Genomic DNA, 16744 nt, shown 5'->3' with positions numbered 1-16744 from the left:
CGATTCCATGAGCCAGGCCATCCGTTTTCATGTCACCGGGTCACCCGATGTGCTGCAGCTGGAAAACATCAGTGTCGGCGAACCCGGCCCAGGCGAAGTACGCCTGCGTCACCGCGCCATCGGCATCAATTTCATCGATACCTACCAGCGTAGCGGACTCTATCCGATTGCCCTGCCCAGTGGCCTGGGCAGCGAAGCGGCCGGGGTAGTGGACGCAGTAGGGGAAGGCGTGACACAGCTGCAAGTGGGCGACCGCGTCGCCTATGCCGGCGGGCCGTTGGGAGCCTACAGCACGGTCCGGCTGATTCCCGCAGCGGTACTGGTCAGGCTGCCGGACAGCATCAGCGATGAAGTGGCCGCCTGCATCATGCTGCAGGGCATGACCGTGGAGTACCTGATCCGCCGCACCTTTGCCGTGCAGCCCGGTATGACCGTACTGTGGCATGCCGCCGCAGGTGGCGTAGGCCAGATCGCCGTGCAGTGGCTCAATTCGCTTGGGGTACAGGTGATCGGCACGGTCGGCTCGGCGGCCAAGGGCGAACTGGCCCGCCAGCTGGGCTGCGCCCATGTCATCAACTACAGCGAGGAAGATGTGGTGGCGCGGGTACGCGAGATCACCGGCGGCAAGGGCGTGCCGGTGGTATACGACTCAGTGGGCAAAAGCACCTTTGAAATGTCGCTGAACAGCCTGGCCCCGCGTGGTACTTTCGTCAGCTTCGGCAATGCCTCGGGAGCGGTGCCGGCATTCGAACCGCTGCTGCTATCGCAAAAAGGCTCGCTGTTTTTCACCCGGCCCAAGCTGGGAGACTACATTGCCCAGCGCGAGGAACTGGAAGCTTCGGCGGCGGCCTTGTTCGAACGCATTGCCGCCGGGGCGGTGCAGGTCAAGCCATCCACCAGTTACCCGCTGGCTGCCGCAGCGACTGCACACCGTGATCTGGAAGGCCGCCGCACCACCGGCTCCATCATTCTGCTGCCCTGAGTACCTGCGAGTAGCTGCTCTGCATGAAAAACCCCGCTGTCGTGACAGCGGGGTTTTGTTTTGTGGCGGTTTCAGTCACCTGAAGGAGCCAGTGCCTTGCGTACACATTCTCGTCCTTGCTGGGCCGCAGTTTCAGCACAACTTTGCTCTGCCGCCGCCCGCTGCTCGCAGCGGGCCTTGTCGCTGGCGCGGCTGCAATCGGCTGCGGGCAGTCGCTCACGCACACACAGCCGTCGAGCCAGCCCCTCGCTCCCCTCGCAGGCAGCCTGTGCCGCCAGCAAGGCTTCACAGCGCCGGGCATCACGGCTGCGCTGGCAACTGAGCGCCGGGGTGAACTGTTCGATACAGGCGCGACGCGACCCAGCGGTCAGATCTGAACAACTGAGCCAGCCTTGCCGGTAACTGGCACAGCGTTGCGGTGCCATGGCCTTGTCACAGTCCGGGGCGGCCAGCACTGGCGCCGACCACATCATCCCTGCCAACATGGCCAAACCCACCAGCCAGTTGCCCTTACTCCACCTACCCCAAGCTTTGTTCAAGGCCGTGATCCTTGCCACTGGCAATGTCCGGCTACTAAAGATAGCCGGATCAATCGTTCTGGAATTGCTCCTGAGCCTTTTGTCGCTTGTCGCGCCAGAAATTGCGCTGCCCCGGCGGAGGATGTGAAAAACCATCCGGTGCAAAACGGTCAGGTTCGCCCATGCCACCCGCAGGCGGCCCCCCCGGAGGATGGCGACGCTGCAGGCGCCGTGCGTCTTCCGGCGACAAGTCACCGGCCTGCACGGCCTCTTTCAGACGCAGATTGCGCAAGCGGCGTTCCTCTCCGGCAGATTGCCGGGGTGGGAAACGCTGGAATTCCGCCGCGCCGTCCTCCGCGCCATTTGGGCCCTGCGCCAGCGCCGGCAAGGCGAATGCCGTCACCGAGGCAAACAGCAAGACATAAATGGCATGGTACTTCATGGCTTCATTTTAACCTGACATTACGCCTCCTGCCATGCTGACTCAGCGGCATAACGGCAGAAGGCTGATGGACATGAATGACGATGGTGCTTACTTCTCACCGCTAGGACGGCGCATCGAGGTCGATGCGCCATCCGGCACGGTGTATCCGGCAGCAGGCGTCGCCACTTGCGTGCTCTGTGCGGCCAACTGGCGCGCCTCGCGGATATCGGCACCATTACCGCCGCGTTCGGCGGCTTGCGCCGTCGCGCCCAGACTCAGGGCAGCAATGGCAAAAATGTTTAAAATCAATGACTTTTTCATAATAAAAATCTCCGGCATGCAGCACACGATCCCAGTGTAGAAGGCGGCCTTTGCGCATCCGTGTGTCACATGTTACCAAATGTTAACTTTTGTGAACGGCAGATAACGTTTAACAGAAATTCATGATCCACCATCGCCTAGCCGGCTGGGCCGGGTTAAGCTTTGCCATCAGCATGCCTGCCGCTTTGCCGCGCCGTGCGCTCAAGGAAAACACCATGGAACACAACAAGATTCTTATCGTCGACGACGACGCCAAACTGCGCGAGCTGCTTACCCGCTACCTGGGACAGCAGGGTTATGTGGTTGACACCCTGCCGGATGCCCGCGAACTCGACCGCAAACTGGCGCGAAACCGCCCGGACCTGATGGTGCTGGACGTGATGATGCCAGGCGATGACGGCCTGGCCGTGGTGCGCCGCCTGCGCGCCCAGGGCGAGACGGTGCCCGTCATCATGCTGACCGCGCGCGGCGAAGATGTGGACCGCATTCTCGGGCTGGAAATGGGTGCAGACGACTATCTGCCCAAGCCCTTCAACCCGCGCGAGCTGACCGCCCGCATCCAGTCGGTACTGCGCCGCCACCATGCCACCCCAGCACTGGCCGCCCGCCACGAGTCCGACGAAGTGATCGAGTTTGGCGAGTTCCAGCTCAATCTGGGACGGCGCGAACTGCTGAAAAACCAGCAAGCCCTGTCACTCACCACCGCCGAATTTGCCGTGCTCACCGTACTGGCCACGCATCCGCGCCGCCCGCTCACCCGTGAACAGTTGATGGAAATGGCGCTGGGCAAGGGCAATGGCGAATCGCTGGATCGCAGCATCGACGTGCACATTTCCCGCCTGCGCAAGACGCTGGAAGGCGGCGACAGCCCCCTGCGCTTCATCCAGACCGTGTGGGGCTACGGCTATGTCTTCGTGCCCGACGGCAGCGAGCGGGAGTAAGCGGTGTTGCGACGCCTTGCCGGTTCCCTGCTGTTTCGCCTGATCGTGCTGGTAGTGGTGGTGGTGGTCACCACCCAGATCGTCACGGTCTATATCGCGGCGGGTGAGCGCCACAAGCTGATGGACAAGCAGCTGTATGCCCAGGTGGTGGATACGCTGGCCTTCCTCGAAGGCTCAATGGACAATATGAACCCCGCCCAGCGTACCGCGTTTCTGGCCAGCTACAACCGCCCCGGCCTGCCGCGCCTGCTGCCGCAACAAGCGGCGGCCAGGCAGCAGTTCGACACCGAGCTGCCACGCGTGGCCGACAGCCTGGTCAGCCGGCTGAGCAAGGGGCTGGACGACACCGTGCGCGGCTATATGGTGCACCGCGAAGACCGCAACGAGCTGTGGGTCAACCTGCATGTGCTGGACACCCCTTACTGGCTGGTGATTCCCTTTGGTCGCTACAGTGACCGCCCCATCTACTCACTGATGCAGGCCGCCTTGCTGGCCACCCTGCTGGCCACCTTGCTGGCTTCACTGGTGGCCTGGCGCATCACCCGCCCGATTGGCAAGGTAGTGGAGGCCTCGCGTGAGCTGGCACGTGGCAATATGCCGCCGCCACTGTGCGAAGACGGCCCGCGAGAGCTGGCGGCCCTGGCACGTGGCTTCAACCACATGGCCAGCGCACTGGATAGCGCGGCCCGCGAACGCCGGCTGATGCTGGCCGGACTGTCGCACGACCTGCGCACCCCGCTGACCCGACTGAAGCTGATGCTGGAGTTGCAGGACAGCAGCCCGGACACACCGGACATGCTGGCGGACATCGACGAGCTGTCACGTATTGTGCGCCAGTTCATCGACTTTGCCCGTGCCGAGGAATCAGCGCGGCTGGAACCGGTAGCACTGGCAGAACTGGCCGACAGCGTGGTGGCCCGTCTGGCCCGCAGTGGACTGGATGTCAGCCTGGTCCGTCATGCCGAACCGGAACTGCAGGCCGATGCGCTGGCACTGGAGCGGCTGCTGTCCAATCTGCTGGAAAATGCCCGCCGCTATGGCAAACCGCCGGTACGGGTGGAAATCGACCAGCGCAACGGCATGGCTGAGCTGAGCGTGATCGACCACGGTGCTGGCATTCCCGCCGCACTGCGTGAATCGGCACTGGCCCCGTTCGAACGGCTGGCCGAACACCGCGGTACCGATGGTGGCAGCGGACTGGGGCTGGCCATCGTGTCGCGCGTGGTCAAACAGCACCACGGCCAGCTGCAGTTTGCCGACGAGGCCGATGGCGGCTTTCGCATTCGTATCCTGCTGCCACTCGGCCAGACCGTACCAATCAGCGCCTGAAGTGAAGGCTGGTGCCGCTTCGCTCAGCCAGCACGGCGCCAGCCCAGCAGCAATACCCCGCACAGAATCAGCAGCCCGCCCAGCAGCATCAGCACGCCCACCGGCTCGGCCAGCAACAGGCTCCCCCACAGCACGCCGAATACCGGCACCAGATAAGTGACGCTGCTGGCGCGGGTGGCACCCAGTTTGTCGATCAGCCAATAGAAAATCAGATAGGCCAGGGCGGTGCTGCCCAGCGCCAGCATCACCACCGCGCCCCAGACCGTGGCCGATGGCATCTGGGCCGGCAGGGTAAGCAAGGCCAGTGGCGTCACCAGTACGGCCCCGCTGAACAGGCTGCCGGTGGCTGTCACCAGCGAAGGCAGGCCGGGCAGCCAGCGCTTGGCCATGTGACCGGACCAGCCATAACAAGCCGTGGCACCCAGCATGGCCAGCACCGGTAGCAAAGTCTGCACATCGAAAGCAGCCCCGCGCCCCAGCATCAACACCAGCACACCGGCCAAGCCCAGCGACAAGCCGGCCGCCCGTGGCACGCTCATGCGCTCACCCGCCAGTGGCATGGCCCACAGCGCGGTCATCAACGGCGTGGTGGCGTTCAGTACCGACGCCACGCCGGCCGGCAGGCTGAGGCTGGCCCAGGCAATCAGGCAGAATGGCAGGGCCGACAGAAACACCCCCACCACCGCAATGCGCTGCCAATGTTGCCGCCACAGCGGCAGACCGCCGCGCAGCAGCAAAATGGGCAACAACACCAGCGAGGCCAGCCCCAGCCGCAAGGCAATCAGCACAAATGGCCCCAGCGCGGGCACAGCCACCCGCATGAACAGAAACGAAGCCCCCCACAAGGCGGCCAGCACCACCAGTCCTGCCATTTCCCGTCGCATTGCCACTCTCCCCTTTGTCATGCCTGCCAGCATAAGTGGGAAATGCCGCCGCCGCTCCCTGTTTCTTGCCATCAAATGACTCATTCCAATGCCGCTGCCAACTAGTTCCAGCGGAGGATGGCAAACAGGGTAGCCACACCACACACTGCAAGCTGCCACTTTCGCCCAGTACTGATCACCATGGACATCCACGATTTCAACGCGCTGCTGGTCGCTGCCTGCCAGCAGGCCGAACCACAGCATCTGCTGCTGGTATTTACCAAGGCCGTGCTGCACGACGACCACCAGCCGCAGGAGGCCGAGCGCTTTGCCCGTGGCGAAGGCGGCATCCTGCTGCCCATCATGTGCCTGGACCGCGCCGCCAGTGAGCTGGTGGATTTTGCCAGCCTGCAGGCCGAATCAGCGCGCATGGGCGAGCCCTGGCAAATCGTGTTCGTGGCCTGTCTGGACGGCAAAGCCGGTCGCCCGCCTGCGGCAGCCGACATCGAAGCCGCGCTTAAGCGCATGATCCAGACCATCCAGACCGGTGGTGATGTGTCGCGCTACCTGGCTTTTGACACCGGGGGCGAACCGGTCCGTTTTCATTGAAAACCGCCGGGCATGGCATTGCGCCTGAGCAGTCGCTAAGCTGAAACACCGTTGCCGGCAACCAAGCAGGTTTGCCGTGCTCCAACCTGTTTCAGCCTGCCTGCCGGAGCCCGCATGAATCTGTCCCTGCTCAGCCGCTATGCCTTTTTTGTCGCCTGCATCGTGTTCAGCCTGATCGGCCTGACCCTGCACCAGATCGAAGGGCTGTGGCCCTTCACCCTGGCGGCCCTTGCTCTCAGCCTGGTCGGCGTACTGGACCTCACGCAAACCCGCCACGCGGTACGACGCAACTATCCGATACTGGGCAATATCCGCTATCTGGTGGAAACCATCCGCCCGGAAATCCGCCAATACCTGCTGGAAGCCGATGGCGAACAGCTGCCCTTCTCCCGCGACCAGCGCTCGCTGGTTTATACCCGTGCCAAGAACGTAGCCTCGGACAAGCCCTTCGGCACCATGCTGAATGTCTATGGTAGCGGCTTCGAATTCATCAGCCACTCCATCCGCCCGGCACCACGCAGCGATCCGGCCGGCTTTCGGATCACCATTGGCGGCCCGCAATGCCGCCAGCCCTACTCGGCATCGGTATTCAATATCTCGGCCATGAGTTTTGGCGCACTCAGCGCCAATGCCATCCGTGCGCTCAATCAGGGGGCCAAGCAAGGCGGCTTCTACCACGACACCGGCGAGGGCAGCATCAGCCCTTACCATCTGGAGCACGGCGGCGACCTGGTATGGGAGCTGGGTAGCGGGTATTTTGGCTGTCGCGATGCCGAGGGCCATTTCGATGCGGAACGCTTTGCCGCCCAGGCGCAAAACCCGCAGGTGAAGATGATCGAGATCAAGCTCAGCCAGGGAGCCAAACCGGGCCACGGCGGCATTTTGCCCAAGCACAAGGTGACGCCGGAAATCGCTACCACCCGTGGCGTGCCGCTGGGCCAGGACTGCGTCTCGCCCTCCGGCCACAGCGCGTTTTCCACTCCGCTGGAGATGATGGCCTTTATTGCCCGGCTGCGTGAGCTGTCCGGCGGCAAGCCGGTGGGTTTCAAATTCTGCCTGGGCCATCCGTGGGAATTCATGGCCATTGCCAAGGCCATGCTGGAAAGCGGCATCCTGCCGGACTTCATTGTGGTGGACGGCAAGGAAGGCGGCACCGGCGCGGCACCGCTGGAATTTACCGACCATATCGGCGTACCGCTGCGCGAAGGCCTGCTGTTCGTGCACAACACCCTGGTGGGGCTGAAGCTGCGCGACCAGATCAAGCTGGGTGCCAGCGGCAAGATCATCAGCGCCTTTGATATTGCCAGCGTGCTGGCCATCGGGGCCGACTGGGCCAACTCGGCCCGCGGCTTCATGTTTGCCGTGGGCTGCATCCAGAGCCAGAGCTGCCATACCAACCGCTGCCCCACTGGCGTGGCCACGCAAGACCCGCTACGCCAGCGCGCACTGGTGGTGCCGGACAAGGCCGAGCGGGTGTTTCACTTCCACCGCAACACCCTGCATGCGCTGGCCGAGATGCTGGCTGCCGCCGGCCTTACCCACCCGGAGCAACTGGCCGCCCATCATCTGGTACGGCGGGTGAGCGATACCGAAATCCGCCTGTACTCGCAGCTGCATGTGTTTTTGCAGCCCGGCGAACTGCTGGGCAGCGACATCAAGGCCGAGTTTTATGGCCGCATGTGGCGCATGGCGCAGGCGGGCAGTTTTGCCCCAGCCCCGGCACATGCCTGAGGCTAGCAATGGGGAGGCCGCCCGGCCTCCCCGCCGCACTCAGCCCGCCACGCTTTCAAAGCCGGACAGCACATTCACCGCATTCACCCCGATGTCCTCCACCGCATAGCCGCCTTCCATCACGAACAGCGTGGGCAAGCCCAGCGCGCCGATGGCTTCGCCCATGCGCAGATAGTCGGCGTTCTTCAATTTGAAGCGCGAGATCGGGTCCTGCTCGAAGGTATCCACGCCCAGCGATACCACCAGCGCATCCGGGGCATAGGCAGCAATCTTGCTGCAGGCATCGGCCAGCGCCGGGCCGTAGTGCGACCAGTCCGTGCCATGGGCCAGCGGGTAGTTGTGGTTGAAACCCAGCCCGGCACCCTCGCCCAGCTCGTCGGCATGGCCGAGGAAGAAGGGGTATTCCACCGTCGGGTCGCCATGCAGCGACAGGAACTGCACATCGCTGCGCTGGTAGAAGATGCTCTGCGTGCCGTTACCGTGGTGATAGTCCACGTCCAGGATGGCCACCCGCTTGGCACCCTTGTCCAGCATGGCCTGGGCGGCGATGGCGGCATTGTTCAGATAGCAATAGCCGCCCATGTAGTCGGCCGCAGCATGGTGGCCGGGCGGACGACACAGGGCAAAGGTGCTGCGGCCGCTGGCCAGCATGGCGTCCAGCCCAGTCAGCGCGACATTGGCCGAGGAGCGGATGGCCTGCCAGGTGCCGGCGGTGATGGGCACCCCGGCATCGAAGGAGTAATAGCCCATCAGGCCATCGATATCCTGCGGGATACGGTCGGTACGCAGGCCGCGCACCGGCCATACCAGCGGCAGCGCGTCATGGTTGCGCCCTTCGGCTTGCCACAGGCTCCAGGCTTGCTCCAGAAAGCGCACATAACCGGCGTCATGCACGCGCAACAGCGGCTCCAGCCCGTGTTCGGTGGGGGTAATGATGTCGCCCAGCCCGGTCTGGCGCACGCGCTGCAACACCATGTCGGCGCGGCTGGGCATTTCGAAGCAGGGCTTGAGGGTGCCATCGATCAGCTCGGCATTGCCGTGGTGCAGATGGTGGTCGTCACTGTAAATCGTCAGCATGCAAGTCTCCCTGCCGCAGGCGGAGGGGCCGGCGGCATTGTTTAGTCATGGCAAGGGGAAGCCGGCCTCAGCCGGCAAGTGTCATTTCTTCAGCTTGGTCCACACCCGGTCGCGCAGCGAATTGGCCTTGGCCGAGCAGGTTTTGCTGGGGACAAATAGCGCACGCATGGCAGCGGTGGGATTGATGGCCGGATCGGCCTTGAGATCCGCTTTGAAGAAAGCGGTCGAGCCCTTGATGGCATTGTTGTAGCCGGTGAAGTTGGAGGCTTCGGCGATATTCTTGGGCTCCATCATCCAGTTGATGAACTTGAGCGCGTTGTCGCGGTTCTTGGCACCTTTGGGAATGACCAGATTGTCGTTCCAGAAGGGGATGCCCTCTTTCGGATAAACAAACACGGCGGACTTGAGCTTTTGCCGGGTGCGATAGGCCGCACCGTTCCACTGCTGGTGCATGATGACTTCCTGCGCCTGCATGCGTTCGATGGTGCCATCGGAGTTATACATGGCCAGCATGGGCTTTTGCGCTTCCAGCAGGTCCTGGATGCGCTTGGCCTGCTTGGGGTCTTCGGTGCACTGATCCACTTTCAGGTAGATGGCGGCGGCCTTGTACAGCTCGGCCACGTCGTTGAGCGCCACCACCTTGCCCTTGAGCGCGGCCGGCGGAGTGAAGAAGCTCTTCCAGCTATTATCCAGCTTGCCGCCCGGCACGCGGCTGGCGTCATAGGTAAAGCCGGTTACCCCCCACATATACGGTGCGGAATATTCGCGTTTCGGGTCGAAATCCGGCTTGTTGAGCGGGGCTTCCACCAGCTTGAAATTGGCCATCTTGCTGGCGTCGATTTTTTCCAGCAGGCCCTCTTCGATCATGATTTTCACCATGTAGTCGGACGGCACCACCACGTCGTAGCCCTTGGCCCCGGCCTTGAGCTTGGCCAGCAGGGATTCGTTGGAATCGAATACATCCAGGTTGACCTTGATGCCGCTTTCCTTTTCAAAGCGCTTGAGCAGGTCTTGCGGAATGTAGTCGGACCAGTTGTACAGGTTCAATTCGCCAGCGGCCATGGCCGATGCCGATACCAGCAGGCCCGCAGCCAGGGCCAGCGAATGCAGTTTGCAGACTTTCATGGCATTTCTCCTTCGTATGTTGTGCAACAAGCGAAACATGAGGGGCGGATCAGCCGCCGACCCGGTTCAGGATTTGCGCTGGCCCATCCAGTAGGACAGCGCGACAAAGGCAATCGACACCAGCAGCATCAGCGCCGATACCGCGTTTACTTCCGGGGTGATGCCCATACGGATCAGGCCGAAGATGTAAACCGGCAAGGTGGTGGCACCGGCACCGGCCACGAAAAAGGTGATGACGAAATCGTCCAGCGACACAATGAAGGCCAGCATGGCCCCGGACAGCACGCCGGGCAGGATCAGCGGCAGGGTGACACGGCGGAAGGTGGCAAACGGCCCGGCATACAGATCGGCCGCGGCTTCGGCCAGCCGTGGGTCCAGCCCTTCCAGCCGCGCACGGATGGGCAAGTAGGCAAAGGGAATGCAGAACACGGTGTGGGCAATCAGCACCGTCAGCAGCCCCAGGTCCAGCCCCAGTGCCAGGAAAAACAGCAAGGAGGCCACGGCAGTGACGATTTCCGGCACCAGCAGCGGCAGGCCCAGCATGGCATTGATGAAGGCCTGGCCACGAAAGCGCTTGCCGGCCATGGCCAGCGCCGCCATGGTGGCAAAGCTGGTGGCCAGCACCGTGGCGCCGCTGGCGATGATCAGCGAGTTCTTGGTGGCCCGCAGGATGTTGTCGTTGTCCATCACCTTCAGATACCAGTCGAAGGAGAAACCGGTCCACAGCGTGGCAATGCGGTTGGCGTTGAAGGACAGCACCACCAGCACCACGATGGGCAGGTAGAGATAGACAAAGGCCAGCATGGCGGTAGGGGTGACCCCGCGAAAGCGCCACAAGGTATTGGAGGCTTGCATGTCATTCTCCCGGCGGACGCTGGAAGCGTCTGGTGTAGATCCACATCACCAGCAGTACCAGTGCCAGCAACATGAAGGACAGGGCCGCCCCGAACGGCCAATTGCGGGCGGTGCCAAACTGGTTCTGGATCAGGTTGCCTATCATCAGGCTCTTGCCACCGCCCAACAGCTCGGGGATGAAGTAGGAGCCGATGGCCGGGATGAATACCAGCAGACAGCCCGCGACGATGCCGGGCATGGCCAGTGGCAGAATCACCCGCCGGAGCGCCAGCCAGCGATTGGCACCCAGGTCGAAGGCCGCTTCCACCAGCCGCCAGTCCATTTTTTCCAGACTGGTGTAGATGGGCAGCACCATGAAGGGCAGGAAGGAATAGACAAAGCCGATGGCCACTGCCGTGGGGGTATACAGCACATCCAGCGTGCCCTGGCTTAGCCCCAGGGCCGACAGGCTGCTGTCGATCAGCCCGCCATTGCGCAGCAGCAGCATCCAGGCGTAAGTGCGCACCAGCAGGTTGGTCCAGAAGGGAATGGAAATCAGCAGGATCAGCCGCTGGCGGGTTTTTTCCTCTTTCAGCGCGATATACAGCGCGGTGGGAAAGCCGATCAGCAGCGTTACCACCGTGGCAAAGCCGGCCAGCAGGAAGGAGCGGCCAAAGATTTGCAGGTAATCGCTGTTCAGCGTGAGGCTGTCGTCCAGATCGCGCTCGTACAGGAACTGCACATAGGCATCCAGGCTCCATTCCTTCCAGCGCACGCCACCGTAGGTGTCCGGGGCCAGCAGCGACATCCAGCCCATCAGCAGCATGGGCAGCACCATGAACAGCAGCAGGGTGAGCGTGGTGGGGGCCAGCAGCAAGCGCCGACGGGTGCGGCGATAGGGGTCAAGCGTCATGGCCGGCCTCCTGCAGACGATGGAAGGCGCCCGGCAGGGCGGCTACCCGTACCGCATCGCCCACCCGCGCCAGGCGCGAGGCACCGCTGTCATTGGTATGGCGCACCCGGCAGGGTTGGCCATCGGCCAGTTGCACAAGGTAGACGGTATCCACCCCGCGATACACCACCTCGGCCACCACCCCGGCCAGTCCGCTGCCGCTGACTGACAGCTGCAGCCGTTCGGGCCGTACCGCCAGCGCTGCCGCGCCATCATGTGATTGATCCAGCACCTGACAGGACAGGCTGCCTGCCGCGCCAAACTGCAGCTGCCCCTCTGCCACCTGGCCCTGCAGGAAGGAGGTTTCGCCAATGAAGTCCGCGACAAAGCGGTTGGCCGGACGGTCGTAAATGTCTTCCGGACTGCCCACTTGCTGCAGCTTGCCGGCCGACATCACCGCGATGCGGTCGGACATGGTGAGCGCCTCCTCCTGGTCGTGAGTGACGAAAACAAAGGTGATGCCGGTTTCGCGTTGCAGGCGCTTGAGCTCCACCTGCATTTCCTTGCGCAGCTTCAGGTCCAGCGCCGACAGCGATTCGTCCAGCAACAGCACCCTGGGCGACGGGGCCAGCGCCCGCGCCAAGGCCACGCGCTGCTGCTGGCCACCGGACAGCTGGTGCGGCCGGCGGCGGGCAAAGCCGGACAGTTTCACCAGTTCCAGTTTTTCCGCCACGATGGGTTTGATGTCGGTTGGTTTGAAGCCGCGCATTTCCAGCCCGAAGGCGATGTTTTCTTCTACCGTCAGGTGCGGAAACAGCGCATAGCTCTGGAACACGGTGTTGACCGGGCGCTGGAAGGGCAGCTTGCCGGTGAGCGAGGCGCCATACAGGCGGATGTCGCCGGCACTGACATCCTCGAAGCCGGCAATCATGCGCAGCAAGGTGGTCTTGCCGCAGCCCGATGGCCCCAGCAGGGTGAAAAATTCGTTTTCGCGGATATCCAGCGCGATATGGTCCAGCGCCAGCACGGCCTGTTCGCCCGCGCCGAAGCGCTTGCAGACATGGTCGATCTCAATCGCCACACGGTTGCCGGTCATGGCAGTCCTCCTGTGGAATGCAGTGGATAACATGGCCGCGCCCTGCCCGCTGACGGGTCATGCGCAGTCACGCAATACTTCGGAAATGAGAGAGGCTTAGCCTGCGGCAGGGACTGGCGTGTGCCCGTCCAGCGTTAGCAGCGGCGCATAGGCATCCGGCCGGCGGTCGCGAAACACGCCCCAGCTGGCGCGCACGGCGGCCAGCTCGGCGAGATCGAACTCCTGTACCAGCACGGCCTGTTCAGTGCGCCCGGCACTGTGCAGCACAGCACCCTTGCCATCGGTGATGAAGGAGCTGCCGTAGTAGGTCTGGGACAAGTCGCGCCCCTGTTCGCTACCGATACGATTGGCGGCAAACAGCGGCATCAGGTTGGCCGCAGCATGGCCCTGCATGGTGCGCTGCCAGTGGTCGCGCGAATCCAGCGTGGGGTCCTGCGGTTCGCTGCCGATGGCGGTGGGGTAGCACAGCAGCTCTGCTCCCAGCAAGGCCATGGCGCGGGCGGCTTCGGGAAACCATTGATCCCAGCAGATGCCCACACCCAGCCGGGCATAGCGGGTGTGCCACACCTTGAAGCCGGTGTCGCCGCCATTGAAATAGAATTTTTCGGAATAGCCCGGACCATCCGGGATGTGGGTCTTGCGATAGTGGCCCAGTACGCTGCCATCGGCATCGATGATGACCACGGTGTTGTAGCGCGCCTGACCGGCGGCTTCGAACACACTCAGCGGCAACACCACTTGCAACTCGGCAGCCAGCCGGGAAAAGTGCTGCACGGCCGGGTGGCCGGCCAGTGGTTCGGCCAGCGCGTGGTAGCGCGCATCCTGCTCGGTACAGAAATAGCGCCACTCGAACAGCTCGGGCAACAGGATGATCTGTGCGCCCTGTGCCGCGGCCTGACGGATCAGGGTTTCCGCCTGTTGCCAGTTATGCTGGCGCGAGGCGGGATCGACTGCCATCTGGATGACGGCGACGGATGCCTTGCTCATTGGTTTCTCCTCCACTCTTGTGTAAACGGACAGGCTGCCGCCCTGGGCCATGGCTGTTGGCAACAGTCGTGGTCTGGGCGAGTTCGGGCTGCGAAGTGGTCCGTTATTTTTTTATTCATTCTGCCAACAAGGCAGCGTGGAGAAAGATACAAAGCGGTCAACTAAGGGATAATTTCGGCCAAATCATCTGGCCGGATGGCCAAGTGCCGATGCTGCAATGCGCTAGCCGGGCCGCAGATGGTGATCTCGGGCAGGACAGGAAAACAGGGGAGGCGGCCGCGCTGGCCGGAGGCTGGATCGCTGCGGCCTAGCGGCGCAGGTCGGATGGGCGCTTGCCGGTCCAGCGAGCAAAAGCGTGACGAAAACTGGCGGATTCGGCAAAACCCAGCCGTTCGGCAATCATGCCGATGGACAGCCTGGTGTCATGTAGCAGATGCAGGGATTGCTGATGGCGGGCCTGATCCAGCAAGGCCTGAAAGGAAGTTCCCAATGCCGCCAGCTTGCGCCGCAGGGTGCGTTCCGACATGTGCAGGGTGGTCGTGAGTTCATCCAGACGGGCAAAGCGCACCGGGTCGGACTGGATCAGCCGCAGCACCCGTGCCACCAGCGCCGAACCATGGCTGCTGGCCCATTGTTCCTGCTGGCGCTGGCATTGCTCCAGTGCCATGTGAAAGCTGACGGCATCGGCCAGTGGCTGTGGGCGGTCCAGCCATTTGGCCGGAAAAACCAGCGCATTGTCCGCCATGTCAAAGTGGCCGGCATGGCCGAAAATGGCCGGATAAAACCCGGCGTGGGCCGGCAGGGGGAAGCTCATGTGCACCGCCTTCGGGCTCCAGCGCACACCCATGCAGTCGCCGGCGATGGTCCACATCGAGGACAGGCACATCTCGGCATTGAAGCTGAGCAGGTCGGCCCGGTAGTGGTAATCGTCGGCCAGCAGCCAGGCTTCTTTGCCCCGCTCTTCCAGCCGCAGGGTAAAATAGCTGGCCAGCAGCAAGGGAAAACGGATGGCGGTTTCCAGTGCCACCCGTAGCGTGGGACTGACCAGCATGGTGTAGCCCAGAATGCCGTAATTGGAAGTGTGCATGGCACGCCCCAGCCGCAGGCCCAGCGCTTCGTCACAGGACAGGCGGCGGGCATTGTCGAACACCGTCATTTCCTGGTGGTGGTTGATCAGCCGTGCCGGCTCCTGCAATCGTTCCGGCGGGATGCCGCTGCCGGCCAAGAGATCCGCCGCCGCAATGCCCTGTTCGGCCAGCACATTCACCGTGGCCACGATGGCGTGCAGTGACACCGGCCGGCCGGATGGATTATTCCCGCCGGGCAAAACAGCGCTGTCCTTGCTGGAAGACTGGGCCAAGCGGGTTTCCTCGCGGTTTGCCATGCAATGGCCTGATCTTGCCGTCTTGACTGCTGCCGCACAAGCCAGGCAGGCCGATCGCCAATCAATTTTTGTAAATCAGCTTGTGTCACACCCAGCCCACTGGGAACAATAGGCCTGCGCATGCAGTCCACCGTAGCCACGGCCGGCTTGACCGACAGTCCGCTCAGTACAGTAGGCCGCTGCTGCAATGACTTTTCTCACCGCACTATTCCGCACCGTGATAGATAACGCCAAGACCATGACCCATCTGAAGAAAACCATTGCCGGCTCCCTGCTGCTTAGCCTGGGCATGCTGTGCAGTACGGCACAGGCTGCCGTTTCCCTGCTCTCCGTGTCCGATAGCGTCAGCGCGACGGTAGGCAGCATTTCCACCTCCTTGCAGAATTCGTCCAAGGCCATCGGCAAGATTGCCGAAGGTGACTACAAGGTCGTCGCAGTGGCCCAGGCGAACCAGCCGGGCAAAACCCAGCTGACGCTGGTGCCGCTGGCCGCTGCCACGGAGCCGTTCAATCTGTTTGTGGCACAAGCTGATGTGAAACGCGCAGGCGTGGAAACCGGCCAGATCGTACATGCACAGAAGCAGGCTTATGGCCTGGCCTTTGCCCGTGCCGACAACAAGCAGCCATTTGCCCTGCTGCTGGATCAGGCATGGCAATCCGACGTACAACCCAAGGTGGTGTCCTGATTAGCCGCCTCATGCGGCAGCCGACGCACATCGCCCAGACCCTGCTACTGGCAGGGCTGTTTGCATTTGGCGCGCTACTACCCACCAAGGCCGGGGCCTCCTCGCTGATGTTCTGCGAACAGGCTGCACCAGCCAGCGTGGCGCGTAAGAGCGGTTTGTTGCTATTCAGCCAACAGGTAAAAAACCTGCTGGAACAGTCTGGCCATCAGGCGGCCATCATCTCGCGCTCCGGGCTGGATCTGGAGCGCTTCAACATCCGCCTGTCGCATGCCGGCATCAGCCTGCGTGACAACCCCAACTCGCCGTGGTCGGTGCGCCAGCTGTATTACGCCTGTGATGAGCAACGCCCCCATCTGTACGACCAGGGCCTGCCGGGCTTTCTGATCGACCAGCGCCAGGGCAGCACGGTTTATCTGTCCATCCTGCTGTTGCCCCCGGCACAAGAGGCGCAATTGCGGCAGGCCGCGCTGGACAACAAGCTGGCACTGCAGCTGCTGTCCGCCGACTACAGCGCCAATGCCTACCCCTATTCCACCCGTTACCAGAACTGCAACCAGTGGCTGGTGGAGCTGCTGGCCCATGCCTGGGGCAGCCTGCCCGGTGGCAATACCGCGCGCCAGCAGGCACAGGACTGGCTGCAACAGCAGGGCTACCGCCCGGATACCGTCGATGTGAAGCACCGCTACATGGTATGGGCCGCCCATGTGGTGCCGCTGGTGCATAACGACGACCACCCGGCCGCCGAACTGGACGCACGCCGCTATCAGGTCAGCCTGCCGGCGGGAATCGAAGGCTTTGTCCGGCAGCAGATTGCCGGCACCGAGCGCCTCCAGCTATGCCTGCGTGACAGCACGCTGGTGACGCATCGCGGCTGGGACGACATGGCCGCCGATTGCAGCCCGGCAGCCGGGGATACCGTTCAGCAGCTGGACTAGGGCCCGACCGC

Annotated in this window: 18 protein-coding genes; 7 read left to right on the top strand and 11 right to left on the bottom strand. The window is 63.0% G+C overall.

The genetic code is table 11. The features are described from left to right. Positions 1-7: 7 nt before the first annotated feature. On the top strand, positions 8-982 hold the full coding sequence (locus tag H2Z84_RS08385; protein WP_181835573.1) for a quinone oxidoreductase family protein: 975 nt from the start codon (positions 8-10) through the stop codon (positions 980-982). 71 nt (positions 983-1053) lie between these two features. Here H2Z84_RS08385 and H2Z84_RS08380 read toward each other — a convergent pair whose 3' ends face one another. The 3 genes from H2Z84_RS08380 to H2Z84_RS08370 form a co-directional block, all read right to left on the bottom strand. After that, positions 1054-1521, bottom strand: a complete 468-nt coding sequence (locus H2Z84_RS08380; RefSeq protein ID WP_181835572.1) for a hypothetical protein — start codon at positions 1519-1521, stop codon at positions 1054-1056. A 49-nt stretch (positions 1522-1570) separates the two neighbouring features. Next, positions 1571-1942, bottom strand: coding sequence for a hypothetical protein (locus tag H2Z84_RS08375; protein WP_181835571.1), 372 nt, complete (start codon positions 1940-1942; stop codon positions 1571-1573). 90 nt (positions 1943-2032) lie between these two features. Continuing rightward, the gene (locus H2Z84_RS08370; protein WP_181835570.1) at positions 2033-2245 is read right to left on the bottom strand and encodes a hypothetical protein; all 213 of its coding nucleotides are present in this window, start codon (positions 2243-2245) and stop codon (positions 2033-2035) included. 215 nt (positions 2246-2460) lie between these two features. Here H2Z84_RS08370 and ompR point away from each other — a divergent pair, with 215 nt between their 5' ends. Next, a complete protein-coding gene (gene ompR, locus H2Z84_RS08365) occupies positions 2461-3186 on the top strand; it encodes an osmolarity response regulator transcription factor OmpR (protein WP_103525874.1) in 726 nt (241 codons plus the stop codon). 3 nt (positions 3187-3189) lie between these two features. After that, entirely contained in the window at positions 3190-4515 is a 1326-nt protein-coding gene (locus H2Z84_RS08360) for an ATP-binding protein (RefSeq protein ID WP_309545460.1), read from the top strand. A 23-nt stretch (positions 4516-4538) separates the two neighbouring features. Here the strand turns inward: H2Z84_RS08360 and H2Z84_RS08355 are convergent, their stop codons facing one another. Continuing rightward, entirely contained in the window at positions 4539-5399 is an 861-nt protein-coding gene (locus tag H2Z84_RS08355) for a DMT family transporter (RefSeq protein ID WP_258869338.1), read from the bottom strand. Positions 5400-5579: 180 nt separating this feature from the next. Between H2Z84_RS08355 and H2Z84_RS08350 the strand changes: the two genes are divergently transcribed. Both H2Z84_RS08350 and H2Z84_RS08345 read left to right on the top strand, forming a co-directional pair. Beyond that, positions 5580-5987, top strand: coding sequence for a ribonucleotide reductase subunit alpha (locus H2Z84_RS08350; RefSeq protein ID WP_181835569.1), 408 nt, complete (start codon positions 5580-5582; stop codon positions 5985-5987). 114 nt (positions 5988-6101) lie between these two features. Next, positions 6102-7718 carry an FMN-binding glutamate synthase family protein gene (locus H2Z84_RS08345; protein WP_181835568.1) on the top strand — a complete coding sequence of 539 codons (1617 nt, stop codon included), beginning with the start codon at positions 6102-6104 and terminating at the stop codon, positions 7716-7718. Positions 7719-7757: 39 nt separating this feature from the next. On the opposite strand, the gene H2Z84_RS08340 is transcribed toward H2Z84_RS08345, so the two are convergent. From H2Z84_RS08340 to H2Z84_RS08310, 7 genes are all read right to left on the bottom strand, one after another. Next, a complete protein-coding gene (locus H2Z84_RS08340; protein WP_181835567.1) occupies positions 7758-8795 on the bottom strand; it encodes a histone deacetylase family protein in 1038 nt (345 codons plus the stop codon). Positions 8796-8876: 81 nt separating this feature from the next. Further along, positions 8877-9920, bottom strand: a complete 1044-nt coding sequence (locus H2Z84_RS08335; protein ID WP_181835566.1) for an extracellular solute-binding protein — start codon at positions 9918-9920, stop codon at positions 8877-8879. 66 nt (positions 9921-9986) lie between these two features. Further along, complete coding sequence (locus tag H2Z84_RS08330) at positions 9987-10775, bottom strand: ABC transporter permease (RefSeq protein ID WP_181835565.1); 789 nt, start codon at positions 10773-10775, stop codon at positions 9987-9989. A 1-nt stretch (position 10776) separates the two neighbouring features. Next, positions 10777-11667 carry an ABC transporter permease gene (locus H2Z84_RS08325; RefSeq protein ID WP_103525835.1) on the bottom strand — a complete coding sequence of 297 codons (891 nt, stop codon included), beginning with the start codon at positions 11665-11667 and terminating at the stop codon, positions 10777-10779. Next, a complete protein-coding gene (locus H2Z84_RS08320; protein ID WP_181835564.1) occupies positions 11657-12742 on the bottom strand; it encodes an ABC transporter ATP-binding protein in 1086 nt (361 codons plus the stop codon). The genes H2Z84_RS08325 and H2Z84_RS08320 overlap by 11 nt, the downstream gene beginning before the upstream one ends. A gap of 96 nt (positions 12743-12838) precedes the next feature. Then, a complete protein-coding gene (gene aguB / locus H2Z84_RS08315) occupies positions 12839-13729 on the bottom strand; it encodes an N-carbamoylputrescine amidase (RefSeq protein ID WP_181835563.1) in 891 nt (296 codons plus the stop codon). Between the two features lie 307 nt (positions 13730-14036). After that, positions 14037-15113 (bottom strand): AraC family transcriptional regulator, encoded by a 1077-nt coding sequence (locus H2Z84_RS08310; protein WP_181835562.1) that lies wholly within the window; start codon positions 15111-15113, stop codon positions 14037-14039. A 187-nt stretch (positions 15114-15300) separates the two neighbouring features. On the opposite strand from H2Z84_RS08310, the gene H2Z84_RS08305 reads away from it, so the two are divergent. Both H2Z84_RS08305 and H2Z84_RS08300 read left to right on the top strand, forming a co-directional pair. Next, complete coding sequence (locus tag H2Z84_RS08305; RefSeq protein WP_181835561.1) at positions 15301-15798, top strand: hypothetical protein; 498 nt, start codon at positions 15301-15303, stop codon at positions 15796-15798. Between the two features lie 11 nt (positions 15799-15809). Beyond that, positions 15810-16733 (top strand): DUF2145 domain-containing protein, encoded by a 924-nt coding sequence (locus H2Z84_RS08300; protein ID WP_181835560.1) that lies wholly within the window; start codon positions 15810-15812, stop codon positions 16731-16733. Positions 16734-16744 lie beyond the last annotated feature (11 nt).

The organism is Aquitalea aquatica (genome assembly GCF_013911085.1).
Classification (GTDB): domain Bacteria; phylum Pseudomonadota; class Gammaproteobacteria; order Burkholderiales; family Chromobacteriaceae; genus Aquitalea; species Aquitalea aquatica.
This window is presented reverse-complemented; position numbering and strand designations above follow the sequence as displayed.